Annotated in this window: 22 protein-coding genes and 1 riboswitch; of the genes, 9 read left to right on the top strand and 13 right to left on the bottom strand. The window is 73.8% G+C overall.

Translation table 11 applies throughout. The annotated features are described in order from the left end of the window. Window positions 1-26: 26 nt before the first annotated feature. A riboswitch (TPP riboswitch) is annotated at window positions 27-132 on the bottom strand. Between the two features lie 34 nt (window positions 133-166). From V1258_RS12425 to V1258_RS12415, 3 genes are all read right to left on the bottom strand, one after another. Further along, window positions 167-733, bottom strand: a complete 567-nt coding sequence (locus V1258_RS12425) for a hypothetical protein (RefSeq protein ID WP_329749976.1) — start codon at window positions 731-733, stop codon at window positions 167-169. Next, window positions 730-2,775 carry a M13 family metallopeptidase gene (locus V1258_RS12420; protein WP_442878621.1) on the bottom strand — a complete coding sequence of 682 codons (2,046 nt, stop codon included), beginning with the start codon at window positions 2,773-2,775 and terminating at the stop codon, window positions 730-732. The genes V1258_RS12425 and V1258_RS12420 overlap by 4 nt, the downstream gene beginning before the upstream one ends. 172 nt (window positions 2,776-2,947) lie before the next feature. Beyond that, the gene (locus V1258_RS12415) at window positions 2,948-3,769 is read right to left on the bottom strand and encodes a hypothetical protein (protein WP_329749975.1); all 822 of its coding nucleotides are present in this window, start codon (window positions 3,767-3,769) and stop codon (window positions 2,948-2,950) included. Window positions 3,770-3,853: 84 nt separating this feature from the next. Here V1258_RS12415 and V1258_RS12410 point away from each other — a divergent pair, with 84 nt between their 5' ends. After that, the gene (locus V1258_RS12410) at window positions 3,854-4,933 is read left to right on the top strand and encodes an ADP-ribosylglycohydrolase family protein (RefSeq protein ID WP_329749974.1); all 1,080 of its coding nucleotides are present in this window, start codon (window positions 3,854-3,856) and stop codon (window positions 4,931-4,933) included. After that, on the top strand, window positions 4,930-5,646 hold the full coding sequence (locus tag V1258_RS12405; RefSeq protein ID WP_329744897.1) for an endonuclease/exonuclease/phosphatase family protein: 717 nt from the start codon (window positions 4,930-4,932) through the stop codon (window positions 5,644-5,646). Before V1258_RS12410 ends, V1258_RS12405 begins: the two co-directional genes overlap by 4 nt. 36 nt (window positions 5,647-5,682) lie before the next feature. Here the strand turns inward: V1258_RS12405 and V1258_RS12400 are convergent, their stop codons facing one another. Together V1258_RS12400 and V1258_RS12395 are read right to left on the bottom strand one after the other, a co-directional pair. Further along, window positions 5,683-6,477, bottom strand: coding sequence for a PIG-L family deacetylase (locus V1258_RS12400; RefSeq protein ID WP_329749973.1), 795 nt, complete (start codon window positions 6,475-6,477; stop codon window positions 5,683-5,685). Further along, entirely contained in the window at window positions 6,474-7,688 is a 1,215-nt protein-coding gene (locus V1258_RS12395) for a glycosyltransferase (RefSeq protein ID WP_329749972.1), read from the bottom strand. The genes V1258_RS12400 and V1258_RS12395 overlap by 4 nt, the downstream gene beginning before the upstream one ends. Before the next feature lie 150 nt (window positions 7,689-7,838). On the opposite strand from V1258_RS12395, the gene V1258_RS12390 reads away from it, so the two are divergent. Next, the gene (locus V1258_RS12390) at window positions 7,839-8,438 is read left to right on the top strand and encodes a class I SAM-dependent methyltransferase (protein ID WP_329749971.1); all 600 of its coding nucleotides are present in this window, start codon (window positions 7,839-7,841) and stop codon (window positions 8,436-8,438) included. Window positions 8,439-8,459: 21 nt separating this feature from the next. On the opposite strand, the gene V1258_RS12385 is transcribed toward V1258_RS12390, so the two are convergent. The 3 genes from V1258_RS12385 to V1258_RS12375 form a co-directional block, all read right to left on the bottom strand. After that, window positions 8,460-9,101 (bottom strand): response regulator transcription factor, encoded by a 642-nt coding sequence (locus V1258_RS12385; protein WP_329749970.1) that lies wholly within the window; start codon window positions 9,099-9,101, stop codon window positions 8,460-8,462. After that, a complete protein-coding gene (locus V1258_RS12380; RefSeq protein ID WP_329749969.1) occupies window positions 9,089-10,426 on the bottom strand; it encodes a sensor histidine kinase in 1,338 nt (445 codons plus the stop codon). Before V1258_RS12380 ends, V1258_RS12385 begins: the two co-directional genes overlap by 13 nt. A gap of 90 nt (window positions 10,427-10,516) precedes the next feature. Next, window positions 10,517-10,873 carry a hypothetical protein gene (locus tag V1258_RS12375; protein WP_329749968.1) on the bottom strand — a complete coding sequence of 119 codons (357 nt, stop codon included), beginning with the start codon at window positions 10,871-10,873 and terminating at the stop codon, window positions 10,517-10,519. A 165-nt stretch (window positions 10,874-11,038) separates the two neighbouring features. Between V1258_RS12375 and V1258_RS12370 the strand changes: the two genes are divergently transcribed. After that, window positions 11,039-11,458 carry a VOC family protein gene (locus V1258_RS12370; RefSeq protein ID WP_329749967.1) on the top strand — a complete coding sequence of 140 codons (420 nt, stop codon included), beginning with the start codon at window positions 11,039-11,041 and terminating at the stop codon, window positions 11,456-11,458. 20 nt (window positions 11,459-11,478) lie between these two features. Here V1258_RS12370 and V1258_RS12365 read toward each other — a convergent pair whose 3' ends face one another. Then, window positions 11,479-12,234 carry a phosphotransferase gene (locus V1258_RS12365; RefSeq protein WP_329749966.1) on the bottom strand — a complete coding sequence of 252 codons (756 nt, stop codon included), beginning with the start codon at window positions 12,232-12,234 and terminating at the stop codon, window positions 11,479-11,481. Between the two features lie 86 nt (window positions 12,235-12,320). Continuing rightward, the gene (locus V1258_RS12360) at window positions 12,321-13,169 is read right to left on the bottom strand and encodes a spermidine synthase (RefSeq protein WP_329749965.1); all 849 of its coding nucleotides are present in this window, start codon (window positions 13,167-13,169) and stop codon (window positions 12,321-12,323) included. A 72-nt stretch (window positions 13,170-13,241) separates the two neighbouring features. On the opposite strand from V1258_RS12360, the gene V1258_RS12355 reads away from it, so the two are divergent. The 5 genes from V1258_RS12355 (at window position 13,242) to V1258_RS12335 (ending at window position 16,914) form a co-directional block, all read left to right on the top strand. After that, window positions 13,242-13,724, top strand: coding sequence for a GNAT family N-acetyltransferase (locus V1258_RS12355; RefSeq protein WP_329749964.1), 483 nt, complete (start codon window positions 13,242-13,244; stop codon window positions 13,722-13,724). Window positions 13,725-13,873: 149 nt separating this feature from the next. Beyond that, window positions 13,874-14,158, top strand: coding sequence for an FmdB family zinc ribbon protein (locus V1258_RS12350; RefSeq protein WP_329749963.1), 285 nt, complete (start codon window positions 13,874-13,876; stop codon window positions 14,156-14,158). Window positions 14,159-14,216: 58 nt separating this feature from the next. Then, window positions 14,217-15,473 (top strand): formamidase, encoded by a 1,257-nt coding sequence (gene fmdA / locus V1258_RS12345; RefSeq protein WP_329749962.1) that lies wholly within the window; start codon window positions 14,217-14,219, stop codon window positions 15,471-15,473. Window positions 15,474-15,628: 155 nt separating this feature from the next. Continuing rightward, window positions 15,629-16,195, top strand: coding sequence for an AAA family ATPase (locus tag V1258_RS12340; RefSeq protein ID WP_329749961.1), 567 nt, complete (start codon window positions 15,629-15,631; stop codon window positions 16,193-16,195). Next, on the top strand, window positions 16,192-16,914 hold the full coding sequence (locus V1258_RS12335) for a DNA alkylation repair protein (RefSeq protein ID WP_329749960.1): 723 nt from the start codon (window positions 16,192-16,194) through the stop codon (window positions 16,912-16,914). The genes V1258_RS12340 and V1258_RS12335 overlap by 4 nt, the downstream gene beginning before the upstream one ends. Window positions 16,915-16,918: 4 nt before the next feature. On the opposite strand, the gene V1258_RS12330 is transcribed toward V1258_RS12335, so the two are convergent. The 3 genes from V1258_RS12330 to V1258_RS12320 are packed head-to-tail and all read right to left on the bottom strand — an operon-like array spanning window position 16,919 to window position 19,152. Next, window positions 16,919-17,935 (bottom strand): endonuclease/exonuclease/phosphatase family protein, encoded by a 1,017-nt coding sequence (locus V1258_RS12330; RefSeq protein WP_329749959.1) that lies wholly within the window; start codon window positions 17,933-17,935, stop codon window positions 16,919-16,921. Continuing rightward, the gene (locus V1258_RS12325; protein ID WP_329749958.1) at window positions 17,932-18,369 is read right to left on the bottom strand and encodes an MmcQ/YjbR family DNA-binding protein; all 438 of its coding nucleotides are present in this window, start codon (window positions 18,367-18,369) and stop codon (window positions 17,932-17,934) included. Before V1258_RS12325 ends, V1258_RS12330 begins: the two co-directional genes overlap by 4 nt. Window positions 18,370-18,381: 12 nt before the next feature. Continuing rightward, window positions 18,382-19,152 (bottom strand): hypothetical protein, encoded by a 771-nt coding sequence (locus V1258_RS12320; protein ID WP_329749957.1) that lies wholly within the window; start codon window positions 19,150-19,152, stop codon window positions 18,382-18,384. Window positions 19,153-19,445: the final 293 nt, after the last annotated feature.

The raw sequence follows: 19,445 nt of genomic DNA, 5'->3' as shown, positions 1-19,445 counted from the left end.
GAAGGGGCGTGCGGGACGCGGGGTCCCGCACGGAAATCCCGACTCCCTCCGCCGGTGTGACCCGGATCAGGTTCGAGGGTCTGCGCCTGCGCGCACTCTCAGCACCCCGGTGGTGCTCCCCTGTCAGTGGATGACCGACGGGCAGTCTACCGCGAGCCGGGGGTGCTCAGCGCCGCGCGCGGATCGCCTGCTCGATCGCCGCGGCGGTGGCCTCCACGTCGACGGGGGAGAGGAGGTAGTGATCGCCCTCGCGAGAGATGATCTCCACCTGGGTGCCCGAGCGGGTCACCAGCAGCCGGTACCGCGCCTGCACCTCCCCGAGGGTGTACACCTTCAACTTGCCGACGGGGCGCACCTGCTCGGGGGTCGCGGCCATCGCGCGGCCGCGTCGCCAGCCGAAGCCGCCGACGGTGACCCCGACGCTCGAGGACGGGACCTCCCGCAGCTGCACGGTGCGGAAGTCGGCCAGCGGCCACGGGGCGCGCGGCAGGAACCCGCCGAGGCTCACGGTCACGCCGTGGCCGTCGACGATGAAGCGCGTCCACTGGCCCATCCAGGTCCACAGGGCCAGCAGCGCGAAGACGGCGCCGGCGGCGACGGCCACCGGCATCGGCAGCTGGCCGGCGACGAGCACGACCGCCACGACCCCGGCGACCAGGGTCAGGGCGATGCGGGTCCAGCCCACCGAGGAGGGGCGGGTGGTGCCGACGTAGAAGGGCGCCTCCGGCCTCACCAGATCCGCACCCGGTCCTCGGGCGCGAGGTACATCCCGTCGCCCGCCACGGTGCCGAAGGCCTCGTGGAAGGCGTCCAGGTGCGAGGCGACCGTGTTGCAGCGGAACTCCATGGGGGCGTGCGGGTCGATCGCGAGGCGGCGGATCGCCTCCTGCTCCCGGCTCTTGCCGCGCCACACCGTCGCCCAGGACAGGAAGAGCCGCTGCAGACCCGTGAACCCGTCGAGCTCGGCCGCCGCCTCCTCCTCCGGGCGGGTCGCGAGATAGGCGGCCACGGCGATGGTGAGGCCGCCGAGGTCGCCGATGTTCTCCCCGATGGTCAGCCCGCCGTTGACGGTGCGGGAGTCGTCCAGATCGCGCGGGGAGAGGCCGTCGTACTGGGCGATGAGGCGGGCGGCACGGGCCTCGAAGGCCTCGCGGTCCTCCTCGGTCCACCAGGAGACCAGCGCGCCCGTGCCGTCGTACTTCGAGCCCTGGTCGTCGAAGCCGTGACCCACCTCGTGGCCGATCACGGCGCCGATCCCGCCGAAGTTCACCGCGTCGTCGGCCTCGGCGTCGAAGAAGGGCGGCTGCAGGATCGCCGCGGGGAAGACGATCTCGTTCGCCCCCGGGTTGTAGTACGCGTTGACCGTCTGCGGGGTCATGTGCCACTCGGTGGGGTCGACGGGACCGGAGAGCTTCGCGAAGTCGAACTCGGCGTCGAACCGGCGCACCGCGCGGACTGTGCCGACCAGGTCGCCGGGGACGATCTCGAGACCGGAGTAGTCCCGCCACACCTCGGGGTAGCCGATCTTGGTGGTAAAGGCGGAGAGCTTCTCGAGGGCCCGCTCGCGGGTCGCCGGGGTCATCCAGTCCAGGGTCGAGATCGAGCGGCGGTACGCGTCCAGGAGCGCCTCGACGAGCTGCTCCATGCGCTCCTTGTGCGCGGGCGGGAAGTGCCGTTCGACGTACTCGCGTCCCACGGCGAAGCCCACCGCGCCCTCGACGAGGCCCACGCCCCGCTTCCACCGCTCCCGCAGCTCCTGCGCGCCCGAGAGCACCGTGCCGGAGAAGGTGAAGTCCTCGTCGACCAGGGCGGCGGGCAGGTAGGGGGCGTAGGAGGAGACGGCGTGCAGCGCGAGCCAGCTGCGCAGCACCGCGAGATCCTCCCCGGCCAGCAGCTCGGCCGCGGCGGCGACGTACTCGGGCTGGCCGACGTTCACGACCTCGACGGCGCTCGCCGGCGCTCCGGTCCCCTCGAGATAGGCGTCCCAGGGGAAGGCGGGGGCGAGCTCGGTCCGGGCGGCGGCGTCCATCGGGTTCGCGGACTTCTCCCGGTCGCGCAGGCGCACCACGTCGACGTGGCAGGCGGCGAGCCGGGTCTCGAGCCCCCAGACGGCGTCCGCGAGGGCCTCGGCATCGCCCTCGACGAGGCCGGGCCGCCCCGGCAGCTCCGCGAGCCGGGCGAGGTTCGCCAGATGACCGCGGTAGGCCTCGCGGATCTCCGCGTAGTGCTCCTCGCGGTAGTACGACTCATCGGGCAGGCCCAGACCGCCCTGGTGCAGGCGCACCTGGTAGCGACTGGGATCGTGGTCATCGGTCCACACGTAGGCGAGCAGCGCGCTGGTCCCGGCATCGGGGGCGGCCATGGTGCGCACGATCGCGGGGAGGTCCGCCGCCCCGCCGATGGAGTCGAGCAGGGCGGTCAGCCCGCCGAGACCCGCCGCCTCGATCGCCTCGGTGTCCATGAAGAGGCGGTAGATCGCGCCGATCCGCTGGGCGTCGGTGGTGACGGGGGCCGCGGGGTCCAGGGCGTCCGCCGCCTCCTCCACGATCTCCCGCACCCGCTCCTCGGAGAGGTCCCGCAGCGCGTGGAAGGCGCCGTCGGTCGAGCGGTCGGCCGGGATCTCGTGGCGCGCCAGCCAGCCGCCGTTGACATGGCCGAACAGGTCGTCCTGGACCCGGATGCCGGTGTCGACCGAGGACAGGTCGAGGCCGGAGGGAGCAGGGACTGCGGGGTCAGCGGAGTCCATGGAGTTCACGGGCGGCGTCGCAGAGGTCATCATCGGCTCCTGGAGGTTCGGGGCGGGAAACGGTGCGGCGGGCCCGGCCGGGCCCGCCCTGGAGGGGGCGCCCTTTGGCGAGGGCCCAGGCAGTGAAGGGGCCGGTGGTGTCCCCGGAGGTTTGGGGGAAAAAAAAGGGAGGACAGACACGCCCTTCCCCGCCGCGGAGGGGTCACATCGGGGCGAGGCCCAGGGCGGCGAGGGCGAGGGTGAGCACGCCGATCGCGAGGGGGACGTAGGCCCACGGGGTGCGGGCGCGCTCGGCGGGCGGGCGGCGCTGCAGCACGAGGGTCGACAGGCCGGAGCCGACCGACAGCACGGCGGTGCCGATCACGAGCACGGGGGAGAGGATCACCAGCACGGTCGCACTGACCTGGAAGAGCACCACACCGAGCACGTCCAGCAGGCGCATGATCACGGTCGAGCGGGCGCCGACGCGCTGCGCGAGCAGGGTCCCGACCGCCTCCGTGGACCACTCCGAGGGTCGCGCGATGCGGCGCCGTGTGGTGACCGTCTGCACGGTGGCGAGGGCGAGCCACACCAGCGCCGCGCCGGCCCCGATCCAGATGCCGAGCTCGGCGCGGAAGTCCCCGGGCCACAGCACGAGGGCGAGGAGGACCGCGGCGACGCGCAGCAGCTCCTCGACGGCGCTGCGCACCGCGAGCAGACCGGGGTTCACGGCCAGCTGGCGGCGGGTGCGGGCGACGAAAAGGCTGGTCGCGACGAGCGAGGCGAGATGCGCGGCGCCCAGCAGGATGCCGATGAGCAGGGTCACCGGGCTGGTGGGCGCGAAGGGCAGGATCGCGAGCAGCAGCAGGACGCCGAGGAAGGGGATCAGCAGAGCCTGGATCGACAGGCCGCGGACGAGGTCCCGCACGAGGTCCGCGCCGGTGGGCGGATGGTCGTGACCGGTGTGGTCGTGGGGGTCGTCGCAGTGCGGGTCGGCGGCGGGGGCCGACGCGGGGGTCCCGAGGGCGTCGGGGGTCTCGGTCATGGAGCTCCTTCGATATCCCCTCCAGGGTACCGGGATCAGGCATCACCCCAGGAAGCGCGGGAGAGGTGTGGAACGATGTGGCTCGTGAGAACCGATGCAGCCAGGACCGACAGCAGCGGGCTCGACCCCCGACAGCGTCGGCGCGCCGTCGGGACGGTGGTCGCCGCGGCGACCGGCGACGCCCTCGGAGCGCCCTACGAGTTCCAGGCCCCGGTGCTGGACTCGGAGGACATCGACATGATCGGCGGCGGCATCCTCGGCTGGCAACCGGGGGAGTGGACCGACGACACCTCGATGGCGATCGTGGTCCTGGAGGCCGCCGCCGCCGCCTCGGACGGCCACGACCTGCGGGTCGAGTCCGCCCAGGACCACATCGCCCGGGAGTGGTACTCCTGGTCGCTCGGAACCCCCGACATCGGCACCCTGACCTCGACCGTCGTGCGCCGTGCCGCGGACCACGCACGAGCCGCGGGCCACTACGCGCCCCGTGCCGCCGACTTCCGGGCCGCGGCGCAGGCCGCCCACGAGGACCTCCCCGCGAACGCTGGCAACGGCTCGCTCATGCGCGTGCACGCGAGCGTGCTGCCCTACCTGCTCTCCCCGGACGAGGACCTCGCCGAGGCGATCGAGTTCGTGTGTCGTCTCACACATGTGCACGAGGACACCCTCGAGGCGTGCCTGCTGTGGGGCTTCGCCGTGCGACACGCGATCCTCACCGGCGAGCTCGACGTGCGCGTCGCCCTCCCGCAGCTGCCCGAGGAGCGCCGACAGCTCTGGGCGGAGCGGATCGAGGAGGCCGAGCGCGCGCATCCGGCGCACTTCCGCCGCAACGGCTGGGTGGTCGGCGCCTTCCAGGCGGCGTGGTCGGCGATCACCCTTGCCGGTCCCATCCCCGAGGGGAAGTTCGCCCAGCGCGAGATGCTCGTGCGCGCGCTCGACGCGGCGGCCCGCGCCGGCTACGACACCGACACCGTCACCTGCATCACCGGCTCCCTGGTGGGGGCGGCCCTCGGCGACAAGGCGGTCCCGCCCGAGTGGCGCCGGGTGCTCTTCGGCTGGCCCGGGTACGAGGTCGACGAGCTCGAGGGCCTCGTCGAGCGGGTGATCGCCCCGATGGTCGCCCCCGAGTCAGCGCCGGCAAGCGGCGAGGGGCGGGCGCGATGACCGGCCACGGCTGGGACCTGCGGATCATGGCCTGGAACCTCTGGGAGCTGCGCGGGGACCTCGTGGCCCTGATCGAGGCCGTCGAGGATCTCGCGCCCGACGTGCTGCTCGTGCAGGAGGCCCCGCGCTTCGTGCTGCCGACCCTGCGCCTGCAGTGGCTCGCCCGCCGACTGGACCGGCGGATCCTGGTGGGCGGGGGTGGGGGCCGGGGTCTCGCGATCCTCGCCACCGACGCCGTCGCCGCCCAGGTGATCCGGCGGGGCGCCCATCCCGTCGCGCAGACCCTCTCGGACCTGAACTCGACCTACCCGCGCGGTGTCGCAGCGGTACGGCTGTCCGTGCCGGGCGGCGGAGCGGTCGTGGTCTCCTCGATCCACTTCGCGCTGCAGCAGGACAACCGCCTCGCCCACGCCGAGCACGTCGCGGCTCTGGTGCGCGGGGCGGGCGCTCCGGTGATCATCGGCGGCGATCTCAACGAGACGGCCGACGGCGCGGCGCGCACGCTGCTGGAGCCGCTGCTGCACGACCCCGCCGCGCAGAGCGAGTGGACCTTCCCGGCGGCCCGTCCGCAGCGTCGAATCGACGCGGTGCTCACCACGCCGGACGTGCGGGTGCGCGCGGCGCGCGCCGTGACGGCCACGACCCGGGTCCCCGCCGAGCGCCTCGCCGGCGCCTCGGATCACCTGCCGACGCTCCTCGACGTCACCCTCTGAGCGGCGCGGTGGGCGCGGTGGACCTGGTCGCGGCGGTCAGCAGCGCACGCGCAGGCCGGTGAGCATCCGCACCGCGTCGTCCTGGCCGCCGACGTGACGGATCCGCAGCGTGCCGTCGCCCGACGGGTCCTCCCCGAGGACGGTGAACTGCGTGCGATAGGCCTCCGCCGCACGGCGCACCGACGCGGCGACCCCGGGGTGCTCCCTCCAGGAGAAGCCGGCGGCTCCCTCGTCGGCCGCGGACGGCTCCTCGCCGCTCGCGATCTCGAGCATCGGCAGCCCCGCTCGCGCGCAGGCGGCCGCGGTCACCCGGTGGGCGTGCACGTGATCGGGGTGCCCGTAGGTGCCGTCGTCGTCGTAGCCGATCACGACCTCGGGTCGTACGTGGTCGAGGAGGGCGAGGAGGTCCGCGACGGCGTCCTCCTCGGGGCGTCGGGTGAAGGCGTCCTCCCCGGAGCTCACGGCCGGGCCCGCGAGGCCCTCCCGGATCCAGCGCATCCCCGAATCGCGGTAGATCCGCGGGGCGGCCCCCGCGGCGAGGGCCGGGGCGGTGCCGAGCTGGTGCCGCTCGGGGATGCCGAGGGCGGAGGTCGCCGCGGCGATCTCGTCGTCCCGGATCTCGGCGAGGGGACGCGGATCGGCGGGGTCGACGGCGCCGGGCACGATCTCGCCCTCCTCGCCGCGGGTCGCGGTCAGCAGCACCACGCGCGTGCCGCGGGCGGCGAGGTCGGCGAGCAGCGCCCCGGTGGACAGGGTCTCGTCATCGGGGTGGGCGTGGACGACCAGCACCGTGCGCGCAGCGTCCAGCAGCGCCCAGGGATCGGTGCTCATGCCGTCCCCTCCGGGCGCACGAGCCCCTGGTACAGGGCGGAGAGCTGGGCGGCCGCGGCATCCCAGGTGCGGGTCGCCGCGAACTCGCGGGAGGCGGCGACGGCGCGCTCGTACCCCTCGGCGTCACCGAGCAGGGTCTCCACGGACTCCGCCCAGACGTCGGGGTCGCGGGACTCGAGGACCACACCGCCCGGCCCCACCGCCTCCTTGACGCCACCGGCGCAGGACCAGGCGAGCACCGGGGTGCCCGAGGCCTGCGCCTCGAGCGCGACGAGGCCGAAGGTCTCGGACCAGCTGGTCAGCAGCAGGGCGCCCGCGCAGCGCATCGACTCGGCGAGCCGGTCGCGGTCCAGCGAGCCGACGAACTCGACGCGATCGGCGATCCCCAGATCCGCGGCGAGGCGCTCGAGCTCGTCGCGGTAGTCGCGGAAGTCCTCCGAGACCCCACCGGCCAGCAGCAGCCGGGCGTCGAGGGCCGGGTCGAGGCGGGCGAGCACCTCGAGCGCCAGATCGGGGGCCTTGAGCGGCTGGAGCCGCGCCGTGAACAGCAGCGTCGGCCGCTCGCGCCGGGAGGACAGATCGGGGCAGGGCCGGAAACGCTCGACGTCGACGCCCGGGCGGACCACGCTGAGCCGCTCCCCGGGCACGCCGTAGCGCTCGGCGACCGTGCGCGCCTCGGCCTCGGAGACCGCGACCACGAGGTCCGAGGCGGCGGCGGTGAGACGCTCCCCGGGGATGCGGCCCGCAGACTCCGCCGGTTCCCCGGCGTCGAGGGTCGTTGAGCCGTCGGGCGCGGCGACCGAGTGGAAGGACTGCAGGTGCGGGAGCCCCAGCTCCTGCGCCACCGGCAGGGCGGCCACCCCGCTGAACCAGTGGTGGGAGTGGACGAGGTCATGGCCGCCGGCGCGGAGCGCCGCCTGCAGCGCCTCGCGGAACGGGGGGATCGCCTGCTCCATCGCGCTCTTCGCGAGCGGGGCGGCGGGGCCGGCGTCGAGATGGTGCAACCGCACCCCCGCGGCCACCTCGACGACGGCCGGGGCGTCGGGATCGCGGCGGCGGGTGAACAGGTCGACCGCGTGGCCCCGCCGCGCGAGGGCGAGGGACTGCTCGAGGACCACCACGTTCATGCCGCCGGCGTCCGCGCCGCCGGGCTCCTCGAGCGGCGAGGTGTGCAGGGAGATCGCGGCGATCCGCGCAGGAGCGTCAGGCATGGCAGTCATAGTAGGCGGCGCCGTCCGACCCGATGTCGGGAAGCCGTGCGATGGGGGTTCGCGACGGGTTGTGTTCGCCTATGACGAAAACGGGGCGTCCTGGGTCACGAGAAGTTGAATAAGGAATCACGGTGGGACAGCCTGGCAGGCATGGATACGGCGCAGAAGGTGGACTGGGCGGCGCTGAACGCCCACGCGGCGGGTCGTCCTGCGCGCCGCCTGGTCTCGAAAGCGATCGCGGCCGCGGGCGGCCAGCGCCATCCCGGGGTGGTGCTGGACCTCGGTGCCGGTGCCGGTGCCGACTCCCTGCAGTTCGCGCGGCACGGCTGGACCGTGCACGCCTACGACACCGATGACACCCTCGCCGCCCGGCTCGTCGAGAACGAGCGGATGTCCGGCTCGGTGCGCTTCCACCACGGGGACATCGCCGAGGTCGAGGAGTTCCCCGCCGCGCAGATCGTCTACTCGACGTACACGCTGTCCCTGCTGGGACCCGAGGCGCTCGCGGTCACCTGGCAGCGCCTCGTGGACGCCCTGCCCCGCGGCGGGGTGATGGCGGTGGACGTCTTCGGCGTCAATGACACCTGGGCGGACCGACCGGACATCGCGACCCTCCCACTCGAGCAGGTCGACGAGATGTTCCGCGACTTCCAGGTGATCGACCGCTCGATCCGCGACGAGGACGGCCGCTTCCTCGAGGACCGCAAGCACTGGCACGTCATCACGACGCTGGCGCGCAAGCTGCGCTGAGCCCGGCGTCGGGCCCGGTCCTCACCGCCCCAGGAGCGTCAGCACCGCGGTCACGCGGCGGTGCACCCCGGAGTCCTCGCTCAGCCCGGGCTTCGCGAAGAGGCGCTGGGTGTGCTTCTCGACCGCCCCGGTGCTGAGGAACAGACGCTGCGAGATGCCGGCGTTCGTGAGCCCCTCGCCCATCAGCTCGAGCACCTCCCGCTCGCGCGGGGTGAGGTCGTCGAGCGGGGTGCGCCGCCGGGAGGCGAGCACCTGGGCCACCACGTCGGGATCGATCGCGACACCGCCCGCGGCGACCCGCTCGATCGACTCGAGGAAGCCGCGCAGGTCGAACACGCGATCCTTGAGCAAGTAGCCGGTCGCCCGCTCCCCGGACTCGATCAGCTCCGTCGCGTAGCCGACCACGACGTACTGGCTGAGCAGCACGATCGGCGCCTCGGGCCAGCTGGCACGGATCTCCTGCGCGGCCCGCAGCCCCTCGTCGCTGTGCGACGGCGGCATCCGGATGTCGGAGATGACCAGGTCCGGCCGCAGGTCCAGCGCCTTCACGACCAGTTCGGTGCCGGTCGCGGCGGTGCCCACCACCTCGTGGTCGGCCTCCTCGAGCAGGAGGCGCAGCCCCTCGCGCAGCAGCGCGGAGTCGTCGGCGATCAGGACCCGCACGGGATCACCGCCTCGATCCGGGTGCCGTGCCCGGCGGGCGACCGGACGTCGAGGCGGCCTTCGAGCGAGGCGACCCGCCCAGCGAGCCCGGCGAGCCCGCCGCCGATGCGGAGCTCGGCCCCGCCGCGTCCGTCGTCCTGGATCCTCACGCGCACATCCTCCCCGATCCGCGCCACCTCCACCACGACCTCGGTGGCGCCGGAGTGCTTGGCGGCATTGGTCAGGGCTTCGGAGGCGACGTAGTAGAGGCCGATCTCGACGTGCTCGGGCAGATCGAGCTCGGGCACCTCGACCCGTGTGAGGAGGGGGGAGATCGCGGCGAGCTCCTGCAGCGCGGCGGGCAGCCCCCGGTCCACGAGGATCGGCGGGGCGATGCCGCGGGAGAGCCGACGCAGCTCGTCCAGGGTCGAGCCGAGCTGCTCGCGGGTCTCGCGCAGCACCTGCTGCGCTCGCTCCGGGTCCTTGGCGGCGAGCGCCTCGACGCGCGCCAGATCCATCGAGGCGCGCACCAGGCGCTGCTGGGGGCCGTCGTGCAGATCCCGCTCGAGCCGTCGCAGGGCATTCGACTCGGCGGAGCGGCCCGCCGCGCGCGACTCCTCGGCGCGCACCAGGAGCTGCTGCTCCTCGTAGCGGGAGCTCAGCAGGCCGCGGCCGACGCTGCGGTGCAGAGTAGCCAGGCCCCTCGTCACCGGGCCGACGGTGAGCAGGAAGAGCAGGCCTACGACGACCTGGAGCGTGATGTCGATGGTCAGTGCCAGGGGCCCGGTGAAGCCGAGCAGGTCCGCGAAGGCGCTGCGGTCGTCGGCGGGCAGCACGTTCTCGAGGATCAGGGTCGCGAGCGGTCCGCCGACGGTCCCGATCGCGCCGAGGACCCAGGCGAGCGCGAGGGGGAAGGTGATCAGCGAGAGGAGGAAGTTCACCAGCACCCACAGCGAGTCCAGCCAGCGCTGGGGGTCGGTGAGCGGGGTGACCGTCCGCCGCATCCAGCCGGCTCCGGCCGGTGACCGCTTCGGCAGCGGGGTCGGCAGGTGGTGACCGAGGACGACGGACTGCAGTGCCCGTTCGGCGCTCGCGAAGCCGCGGGCCACGAGCACGCCGCCCACCAGGATCGGCAGGCCGATCCACACCACCACGGTGCCGATGCCGGCCGCGAGCAGCGTGATCACGAGGGAGAAGCCGACGGCGCCGAGCACCACGGCGAGGAACGAGTAGGCGAGGAAGCGGCCGATCCGGGAGGCCCAGGGGCCCGGCGTCCACCGCGGGACGGGGCGCGCCGGCTGCGCGGCGGGGTCCGACGACGGGTGGGGGAGGGTCATCGAGGTCATGGCTCCACTCTGGTGCCGGACGGCTCCGGCCCCCATCCTGCCACCGGGCCGGGCGATGTCGGGCTGGCCCGACACCGGCAGGGCCGGTGGTCAGCGCGGCGCGGGGCGATCCTGCCGCTCAGCGCGGCCCAGCGCCGCCAGCACGGTCCGCACCACGGCGGGGAGGGTCGCCGGCTCGTGCAGGTGGGCGCCGTCGGCCGTGGGAGCGGCGACCACCCAGCGCGCCACCCCGCGACGCCGCATCCGCCCGATCTCGATGCTGCGCCCCGGGGCGAGGGGGATGAGCAGGGCGCCGCTCGGCGAGACCTGCAGGCGACGGTGCAGATCCGGGCGGCTCTCGAGCAGCAGCGTGCGGATCCGCTCCCGCTCCGCCTGCGGGGAGGCGGGGCCGGTGGTGGGCCGTTGGGGGAGGACGGGGCGTGCGGGGGAAGGACGCGTGCGCGACATGCTCGCACCCTAGGGAGGGGGTCCGACGCCCGAGGGGGCGGTCGGAGGGGTCGGTCTCCGACGCGCCGCCGGTCTCGCCGGATCCCTTCCGCGGAGGATCCGCCGGGCCTACGGTGATCTCCTCGGACCCTGCACCGTGCACGGTCCCTGCCCCGGGAGGCCGCCATGAGGCTGCGCTGGTACACCGTCGTCCTCGACAGCATCGACCCGACCGCCCAGGCCCGCTGGTGGGCGCAGGCGCTCGAGGGCGAGGTGGTCTTCGAGTCCGCCGAGGAGGCAGTGGTGATCCCCGGCGACCTCCCGCCCGAGATCCGGGAGCGGGAGTCGGTCCCTGCCGCGGAGTGGCATCGGACGCCGCCGGGGCTGTGCTTCGTCGCGGTGCCCGAGCGCAAGGCCGTGAAGAACCGGCTGCACCTCGATCTCGCCCCGCATCTCGAGGACGACCGGGAGGCGCAGATCGAGAGGCTGATTGCGCTCGGCGCTCGCCGGGTGGACGTGGGTCAGGACGAGGACGAGGTCACCTGGACCGTCCTCGCCGATCCCGAGGGCAACGAGTTCTGCGTCCTCTCCTCCCGGGACTCCTGACCCCTCCGGCCCGCTCGCGCTCAGCGTCGCAGCGCCCCGGCCCAGACCTCCCGGTGCCGGGCGACGTGTTCGGCCACGGCGCGCCAGTGCGCGCCGTGCCCGGTGGTGAACATCGTCCCCCACGGCTCGCGACCCTCGGCATGGGAGCGGCGCAGGAGCTCGTGCATCGCCGTGGTGCGCTCCGCCATCGCCGCCGGGAGCTCGGCGCGCAGCGCGGGGCCTGCGCCGTAGCCGTCGACCAGCGCGGCCAGGCGGGGCGCCGCCGAGTGGGGACTCTCCTCCACGTCGTTGAGGGTGAAGGCCTGGGCGGAATACGCGAGGTCCCACAGGCGCGTGCTCGGCGCCGCACCGTCCCAGTCGATGAACACCCAGCGCTCGCCGATCACCAGGTTCCAGGGGGCGAGATCCCCGTGGCACACCAGATCCGCGTCGGCCCCCGGCTGCGGGATCAGCGGGACCCAGCCCGGCTCCTCCGCGGGGCGGAACCCCTCGCAGGCGTCATGGATGGCGCGGATCATCGCCCCGACCCGGGTCAGCTCGCTCTCGGAGAGCCGCGGCACTCCCAGGGCGAGGGCGCCGGGGACGTACTCGAGGATCTGTCTGCCCCGCTCGTCCCGTCCGAGCGGTGCGGGGACGTCGATCCCTGCGGCCGCAACGGTGCGCAGGAGCTCGTGGACCGCGGGCGTGGCGTGCTCCCAGGGCTTGCGCACCGTCGCGCCGACGCGGACCACCCCGGTGGTCGCGTTCCCTCCCTCGAGCGGCTCCTCGTGCTCCATGGCGTCACCGTAGCGCGGGCGCTCGTCGGAGCCGGGCACAGCCTCTCCGCCCGCCGCGCAGCTCTGTCTCCTCGCGCCGCGGCTGATCAGGTGCGCGGGCGCCCCGCCCCGAAGGCGCGCTCGGTCTCCACAGGGTCCAGCACGGCCGCCGGATGAGGTCCCGCCGCGAGCCAGGCCGCACGCCACTCCTCCACCTCGGGGGAGGCGAGCGCCCCGCCCGCGAGCAGCACGACGTTGCCGTCGGCCGGGCGGCTCAGCAGCTGCGCGTCGGTGAGCGCCCACACCCCGGGCAGGCCCGCGCCCGCCGCCGCCTCCTCCAGCTCGCGCACCTGCGCCGCGAGGAAGCGCTGGCCGGCGTCGTCCCCGACGTTCACCAGCAGCAGACCGTCCGCATCCAAGTGCGCGAGCGCCTCGGCGTAGAACGCGGCGGTCGCCAGATGGGCGGGGGACTCCTCCCCGGAGAAGACGTCGAGCACGATCGCATCGAAGCGCCTGTCCGTCCGGGCGGCGAGCTCCTCCCGCGCGTCCCCGATCACGACCTCGAGATCGGTCCCCTCCGGCAGCGGCAGCGCCGCGGTGACGAGGCCGGGCAGCTCCCGCTCGATCTCGACCACCAGCTGCTCCGAGCCGGGCCGGGTCGCCTGCACGTACCGGACCAGGGTCAGCGCCCCGCCGCCGAGGTGCGCGATGCGCAGCGGCTCCCCGGCCGGCAGCACCGCGTCGAGCACGTTCCCCATCCGTCGCAGGTACTCGTGGACCAGGCGCGTCGGGTCCTCGAGATCCACATGAGACTGCTCCACCCCGCCGATCAGCAGGGCCCAGCCGCCCACGACCTCGTCGGCCACGATCCAGGCGGGCTGATCGGAGAAGGACAGCTGCGCCTGCCGCGGCGAGCCGGGGAAGAAGGGCGTGGCGGAGGACGGGGACGCGTTCATGAGGCCATTGTGCCGAGGACGGGTACCCGGAGCGCGTGCCCACCTCCTGGCGGGCGCGCGCACAATGGCGTGATGACCGCTCTGGACATCCTGGAACTCCCCACCGGCCCCGTCGCACTGCACCGCGCGCGCGAGGCGGACCTGCCCGAGATCGTCGCCCTGCTCGCCGATGACGTGCTGGGCCGGGAGCGGGAGGCCTCGGAGCTCGGCCCCTATCGCCGGGCCTTCGCGGCGATCGACCAGGATCCCGCGCATCTCCTGCTCGCGGCGCGCGACGAGGCGGGCGCGCTGCTCGCCACGCTCCAGTTGACCCTGCTGCCGTCCCTCTCCCGCGAAGGGGCGATGCGCCTCCAGATCGAGTCGGTGCGCGTGACCGCCGACGCGCGGGGGAGCGGCCTCGGGACCGCGCTGATGCAGTGGGTCCATCGCTGGGGGCGCGAGCACGGCGCCGCCCTCGCCCAGCTCACCACCGATGCCGCCCGCACGGACGCCCACCGCTTCTACACCCGGCTCGGGTACGCCCCGAGCCACCTCGGGTTCAAGCTCCCGCTCTGAGCCGGCTCCCGCCCAGCCCCTGCTCCGCGCCCGGCACCGGCCCGGTCCCCTCCGGCGACCGCCCGATCGCCCGAGACGTCGCGGAACCGCCGCGAGTTGCCTATGGTGGGGTCATCACGGCGAAGTGATGCAGGCGACAGGAGGGCCCGGTGCCGATCTACGAGTTCCGCTGCGAGAGCGCGCACGAGTACGAGAGGTCGGTGCCCATCAGCGCCCGCGACGAGTACCCCGTCTGCCCCGACTGCGGGGCGCCGGCCCGCCGGCGGATGAGCGCCCCGCGCCTCGGCCGCCTCGGCTCGACCGCCGGGACGCTGCTCGACTCCACGGCGAGGAGCGCCCACGAACCCGCCGTCGTCGACCGCGTCCCCGGCGCCCGCCCCGCCGCGACCCGCACCTCGACGGACCCGCGCCACGCGCGGTTGCCGCGTCCCTGAACGCGGCCCAGGACCCGGCGGGGCCGATCCGCGGACCCGTCGCTGTGGAAGGAGAAGCATGCCCCAGAACGTGTTCCCCCTCGACTCCGCGAAGCCCTTCACCGAGCAGAAGATCCTCGGTCACAACCGCTGGCACCCGGACATCCCGCCGGCCGTCAGCGTCAGGCCCGGCGACACCTTCCGCGTGGACTGCCGCGAATGGTTCGACGGGTACATCAAGAACGACGACTCCGCCGAGGACGTCGCCACCGCGCCTCTGAACACGGTCCACACCCTCTCCGGCCCCTTCCGCATCGAGGGGGCGAAGCCCGGCGACCTGCTGATCGTGGACATCCTCGACGTCGGCCCGATCCCGCAGGAGGACGACGGCCCGCTCGCGGGGCAGGGCTGGGGCTACACCGGCATCTTCGCCAAGCGCAACGGCGGCAGCTTCCTCACCGACCAGTTCCCCGACGCCTACAAGGCCGTGTGGGACTTCCGCGGTGAGAGGGCGACCTCCCGCCACGTCCCCGGCGTCGAGTTCACCGGCATGATCCACCCCGGCCTCATGGGCACCGCCCCCTCGCCGGAACTGCTGGGGAGGTGGAACTCCCGCGAGGCGGCGCTCATCGCGACCGACCCGGACCGCGTGCCGGCCCTCGCCCTGCCGCCCGAGCCGGACGGCGCGATCCTCGGCGGGGTCCCCGACGGCGAGTTCGACCGGGTCGCGGGGGAGGGCGCACGCACCGCTCCGCCGCGCGAGAACGGCGGCAACCAGGACATCAAGAACCTCACCCGCGGCACGAGGATCTTCTACCCGGTGTTCGTGGACGGGGCGAACTTCTCCGTCGGCGACCTGCACTTCAGCCAGGGTGACGGCGAGATCACCTTCTGCGGCGGCATCGAGATGGGCGGGTTCATCGACCTGCACGTCGACGTGATCCCCGGCGGGATGGAGAAGTACAACGTCGCCGAGAACGCGATCTTCATGCCGGGCGACACCGCGCCGCAGCACTCGCGGTGGCTGAGCTTCTCCGGCACCTCGGTCACCCTCGACGGCGAGCAGCGCTATCTCGACTCGCACCTCGCCTACCAGCGGGCGTGCCTGCACGCGATCGAGTACCTGACCACCTTCGGCTGGTCGGCCGAGCAGGCCTACCTCCTGCTCGGCGCCGCGCCGATCGAGGGACGCTTCTCGGGCGTGGTCGACATCCCCAACGCCTGCGCGACCGTCTACCTGCCGCTGGACATCTTCGACATCGACATCCGCCCCGGGGCGGGCGAGATGCCGAGGATCGATCCGGGCATCGGCGCGCCGCGCGCGAGCGTCGGCTGATCCCGAGGATCCGGCCGGCAGCGGCGGGCAGAGCACCGACCGACGAGCGACGGCGGGGGGGGGGGGGGGGGAGGCGGGACTAGCCACAAAGTGGTAAGCAAAGACCGGGGCGCGCCCCGGACCCGCCGCCACGGCCGCCGCGAGAGACTGCCGGGATGAACGCCCCCGTCCTCCTGTTGCTCAACGGCGCGCCCGGCAGCGGCAAGTCCACCCTCGCCGCGCTCCTCGCGGCGCGGCGTCCCCTCGCGCTCGCCCTCGACGTCGACCAGCTGAAGCACTCCCTCGGGGAGTGGGAGGAGGACCTCCCGGCCGCGGGCCTCCAGGCACGGCGCCTCGCGCTCGCCCTCGCCGGTCGACACCTCGCCGACGGGCACGACGTGCTGATCGGTCAGTACCTCGCGCGCACCGCGTTCCTCGACCAGCTCGAGGCGCTCGCCGAGGAGCACGGGGCGCGCTTCGTCGAGGCCGCGCTCGTGGCCGATCCGTCGACTCTCGCCGAGCGCCTGGCCGCTCGGCGGGCCGCGCCCGACCGGCCCGAGCAGGCCGCCAACGATCGTCACGTCGGACCGGCCGACGCCGCCGTCCACGCCACCGCGCTCGACAGCCTCCTCGCGGGCCGTCCCCGGGCGCATCGGCTCGAGGCGGCACGCCCCCGCGAGGAGCTGGTCACGGCGCTCAGCCGTATCCTGGATGCCCCCGAGATCCCGCAGGAGCACCCATGACCGCCGCCCCGCAGCGCACCGAGTCCGAGCTCGCCGCCGAGGTCGCCGCGCTCCACGAGGAACTCTCCGCGCTCGCCGACGACCGCATGCGCGCGGTCAACGCGAAGCACGGCGACGACCACGCCGTGAACCTCACGAAGCTCCGCGCGGTCGCGAAGCGGTTGAAGACCCAGCCCGATCTCGCCCGCGCCCTGTGGCAGACCCCCGCCGAGGACTCCACCCCGAAGCTGCTCGCCCTGCTGATCTCCCGGCCCACGCAGTACAGCGAGGCGGAACTCGATGCGATGCTGCGCGAGGCACCCACCCCGAAGGTCCACGAGTGGCTCGTCAGCTACCTCGGGAAGAAGAGCCCTCACCGCGAGGCGCTCCGTACGGCCTGGTTCGCCGACGCCGATCCCGTCGTCGCGAGCGCCGGCTGGGCGCTGACCAGCGACCGGGTGGCGAAAGCCCCCTCCGGCGAGGTGCCGGACGGCCTCGATCTCGACGCCCTCCTCGATCAGATCGAGGCGGAGATGAAGGACGCCCCCGAGCGCCTGCAGTGGGCGATGAACCAGTGCCTCGCCGAGATCGGCATCCACGATGCGACCCGCCGCGAGCGCGCCATCGCGATCGGCGAGCGGCTCGAGGTGCTGAAGGACTACCCGACCCCGCCGAACTGCACCTCGCCCTTCGCCCCGATCTGGATCGGCGAGATGGTGCGCCGCGCCGAGAGCGCCTGAACTGTCAGGAGACCGCGTCGGTCGCGGTGCCTCCGAGCGCCGGGGCAGCGCGAACCAGCAGCGCCCGGTGGTCGGTGCCCGGAACGGTCAGGTAGGTCGGCACCGGGCCCGAGACGCCCTCCCCGGCGAGCGCGTGGTCGATCCGCGCGAAGGGTGGCGCGGTGCGGCCGACGGGCCACGTCGGCTCCCACAGCCCCTCGCCCCGCCCGCGCCCTGCGACGGCGAGGCTGTGCAGGGAACCGTCGGCCGTCAGCTCCCGCATCGTGTGATGCTGCTCGATCGCGTTGAAGTCCCCGACCAGCAGCAAGTTCTTCTGCGCGAACGGCGCGACCATCTCGCCGACCGCGGCGGCATCCCGCGTCCAGGCCTCGGCGCCCATCTGCGGCGGCGCGGTGTGGATCACGCCGAGGTGCCAGAGGCTGCCGTCGACCGTGGTGGTGGCGAGGAGGTTGTCGAAAACGGTGCCCTCGGTGCTGGCGACCAGGTCGACCGGGGTGCGGGAGAGCAGCATGGTCCCGCCGGCTCCCTCCCGGGAGGTGCCGACGCGGTGCGGGAAGGCCTCGAACATCCCGGCCGCGGCCAGGCTCGCCTCGAAGTCCGGGGTGATCTCCTGGATCGCGACGGCGTCCACCCCCTGCCGGGAGAGGCCGCGGAGCTCCTCCACGTCCGCACTGCCGTACTCGACATTGAGCGAGAGCACGCTCAGCGTCCCCGGCGCCATGATCTCGGGGACGGCCTCCCGCTCCGGACCGGGCAGCATCGGCCAGGCGAGGGTCACGGCGAGCGCGAGGGTCGCCGACGCGCCGAGCAGCCGCCACCACGAGCGGAGCACGAGCACCAGGCCGAGGCAGGCGATCAGCAGCGGCACCCACAGCAGGGGGATGAAGCTCGACGCGGCGATGAGGTACTCGTGCCACGTGTGCACCACGGTGACCTGGCGAAGGACGAGCAGGGCCGTGGCGCCGAGCAGGCCCGGGATCAGGAGCACCCAGCCCGCTCCGCGGAGCGCGCGGCCGATCATGCCGCCGGCCCGTCGACCGGTGCGACGGGCCCGTCGGCCCGTGGGGAGCCGGGGTCGCCGGCGAGGAAGGTCTCCGGGTCCACCGGCCGACGCGCTCTCGGCAGCGTCTCCACCACCAGCAGGTACGAGTCGGTCACCAGCTCCCGCACGAACTCCTCGGTGAGCGTGCCGCCCGGGTTCAGCGTGATCCAGTGCCGCTTGTTCATGTGATAGCCGGGGGTGATCTCCGGATGGGTCGCGCGCAGCACCTCCGCATCGCGCGGCTCCGCCTTCAGCACCACGACGGGGATCTCCTGGACCGGGATGAGCAGGAGGAACACCTTCCCCAGCACCTTCGCGACGTCGACCTCGGGGCCGAAGGGCCGCTCGAAGCCGGCGGCGGGCAGCTCCAGCGCCCGGGCCCGGGCGATCTCCTGCAGGTCGACCCCGTCCATCCGCGTCCCCTCTCAGGCCTGTTGCTGGATGATCCCGATCTTCTGCCACACCTTACGGGCCATGTCCGAGGTCAGCGCCTCGATCCCCTCGACCGCGTCGAGCACGTCCCCGTCGGTGGTGTGCTCCGCGAACAGGGCCGCGCTCTTGCCCACGAGCGAGAGCATCTCGGTGCAGAAGTCGAGATAGCGGGTCAGCTCCGCGCGGTCGAGGTCCAGCCCGCCGTCCTCCCGGGAGCCCCGCTCGAGCCGCTCGGGCACCTTGGTGAGCTGGTGCATGTCGATCACGTGGGCCAGCGAGCGCAGTCGGTGCAGGATCCGCAGCACGCGCGCCCGCTCCATCCGCTCGGGGATCCGTAGCAGGAAGAACACCGCGATCCCGCCGAACACGAGGTCGTTGATGATCGTCTCGAGCAGCGGGAGCATGTCCAGCGGGCCCAGCACGTCGCGCTCCGCGAACAGGTCCACCGTCGCGAGCGCGACCGCACCACCGAGGAACAGCGCGACCGCGAGCATCGCGAGCCGTGAGAGCAGTCGGGCGAGCCGCACCCGTCGGCGGCTGATACCGGTGCCGGCGTTGATCTCGTCCACGAGCCCCACCACCTCCCGGCACACCTCCCACAGAGTGCGATCGGGGAAGCGGGTCATGATGCGGTGTTCGAGTGCCGCGGCCGAGCGGCGCACCGCCTGCCCGTCCAGGCGCTGGAAGCGGCTCGAGGAGGGCGGCTCGTCGGAGTGGTCTTCAGGGCGGGGCGCGGGGGCCGACGGGTCGGTGGTCGGAGACATGCAGCGAGGCTAAGGGATCCGACGGGAACGGGAGTGCGTCGACCCCGAGCCCACCTGGGGACCCCTCGAGCGCCCGCAGGTCCGCGCCGGGACCGTCGGCCTCGGCGACGGCCATCGAGCGCGCGCGGCGCCACGGAGGTAGCACTGTCCTGCCGCCCATCGAGGAGGGCCTGATGCGACAGCGGGGCGGCATGGCGGTCTGGGTGCCCCGCTGAGAGGACCATCGGCCGCCAGCGGGCAGCGCACCTCGCACGGTCCTGGATCGGGACGCCCCGGGTATCGGGGGGGGGGGG

This window comes from Brachybacterium sp. J153 (genome assembly GCF_036311905.1).
In the GTDB taxonomy this organism is placed as follows: Bacteria; Actinomycetota; Actinomycetes; order Actinomycetales; family Dermabacteraceae; genus Brachybacterium.
Note: the sequence above shows the minus strand (reverse complement) of the source record. Positions and strands in the feature narration are given on the sequence as shown.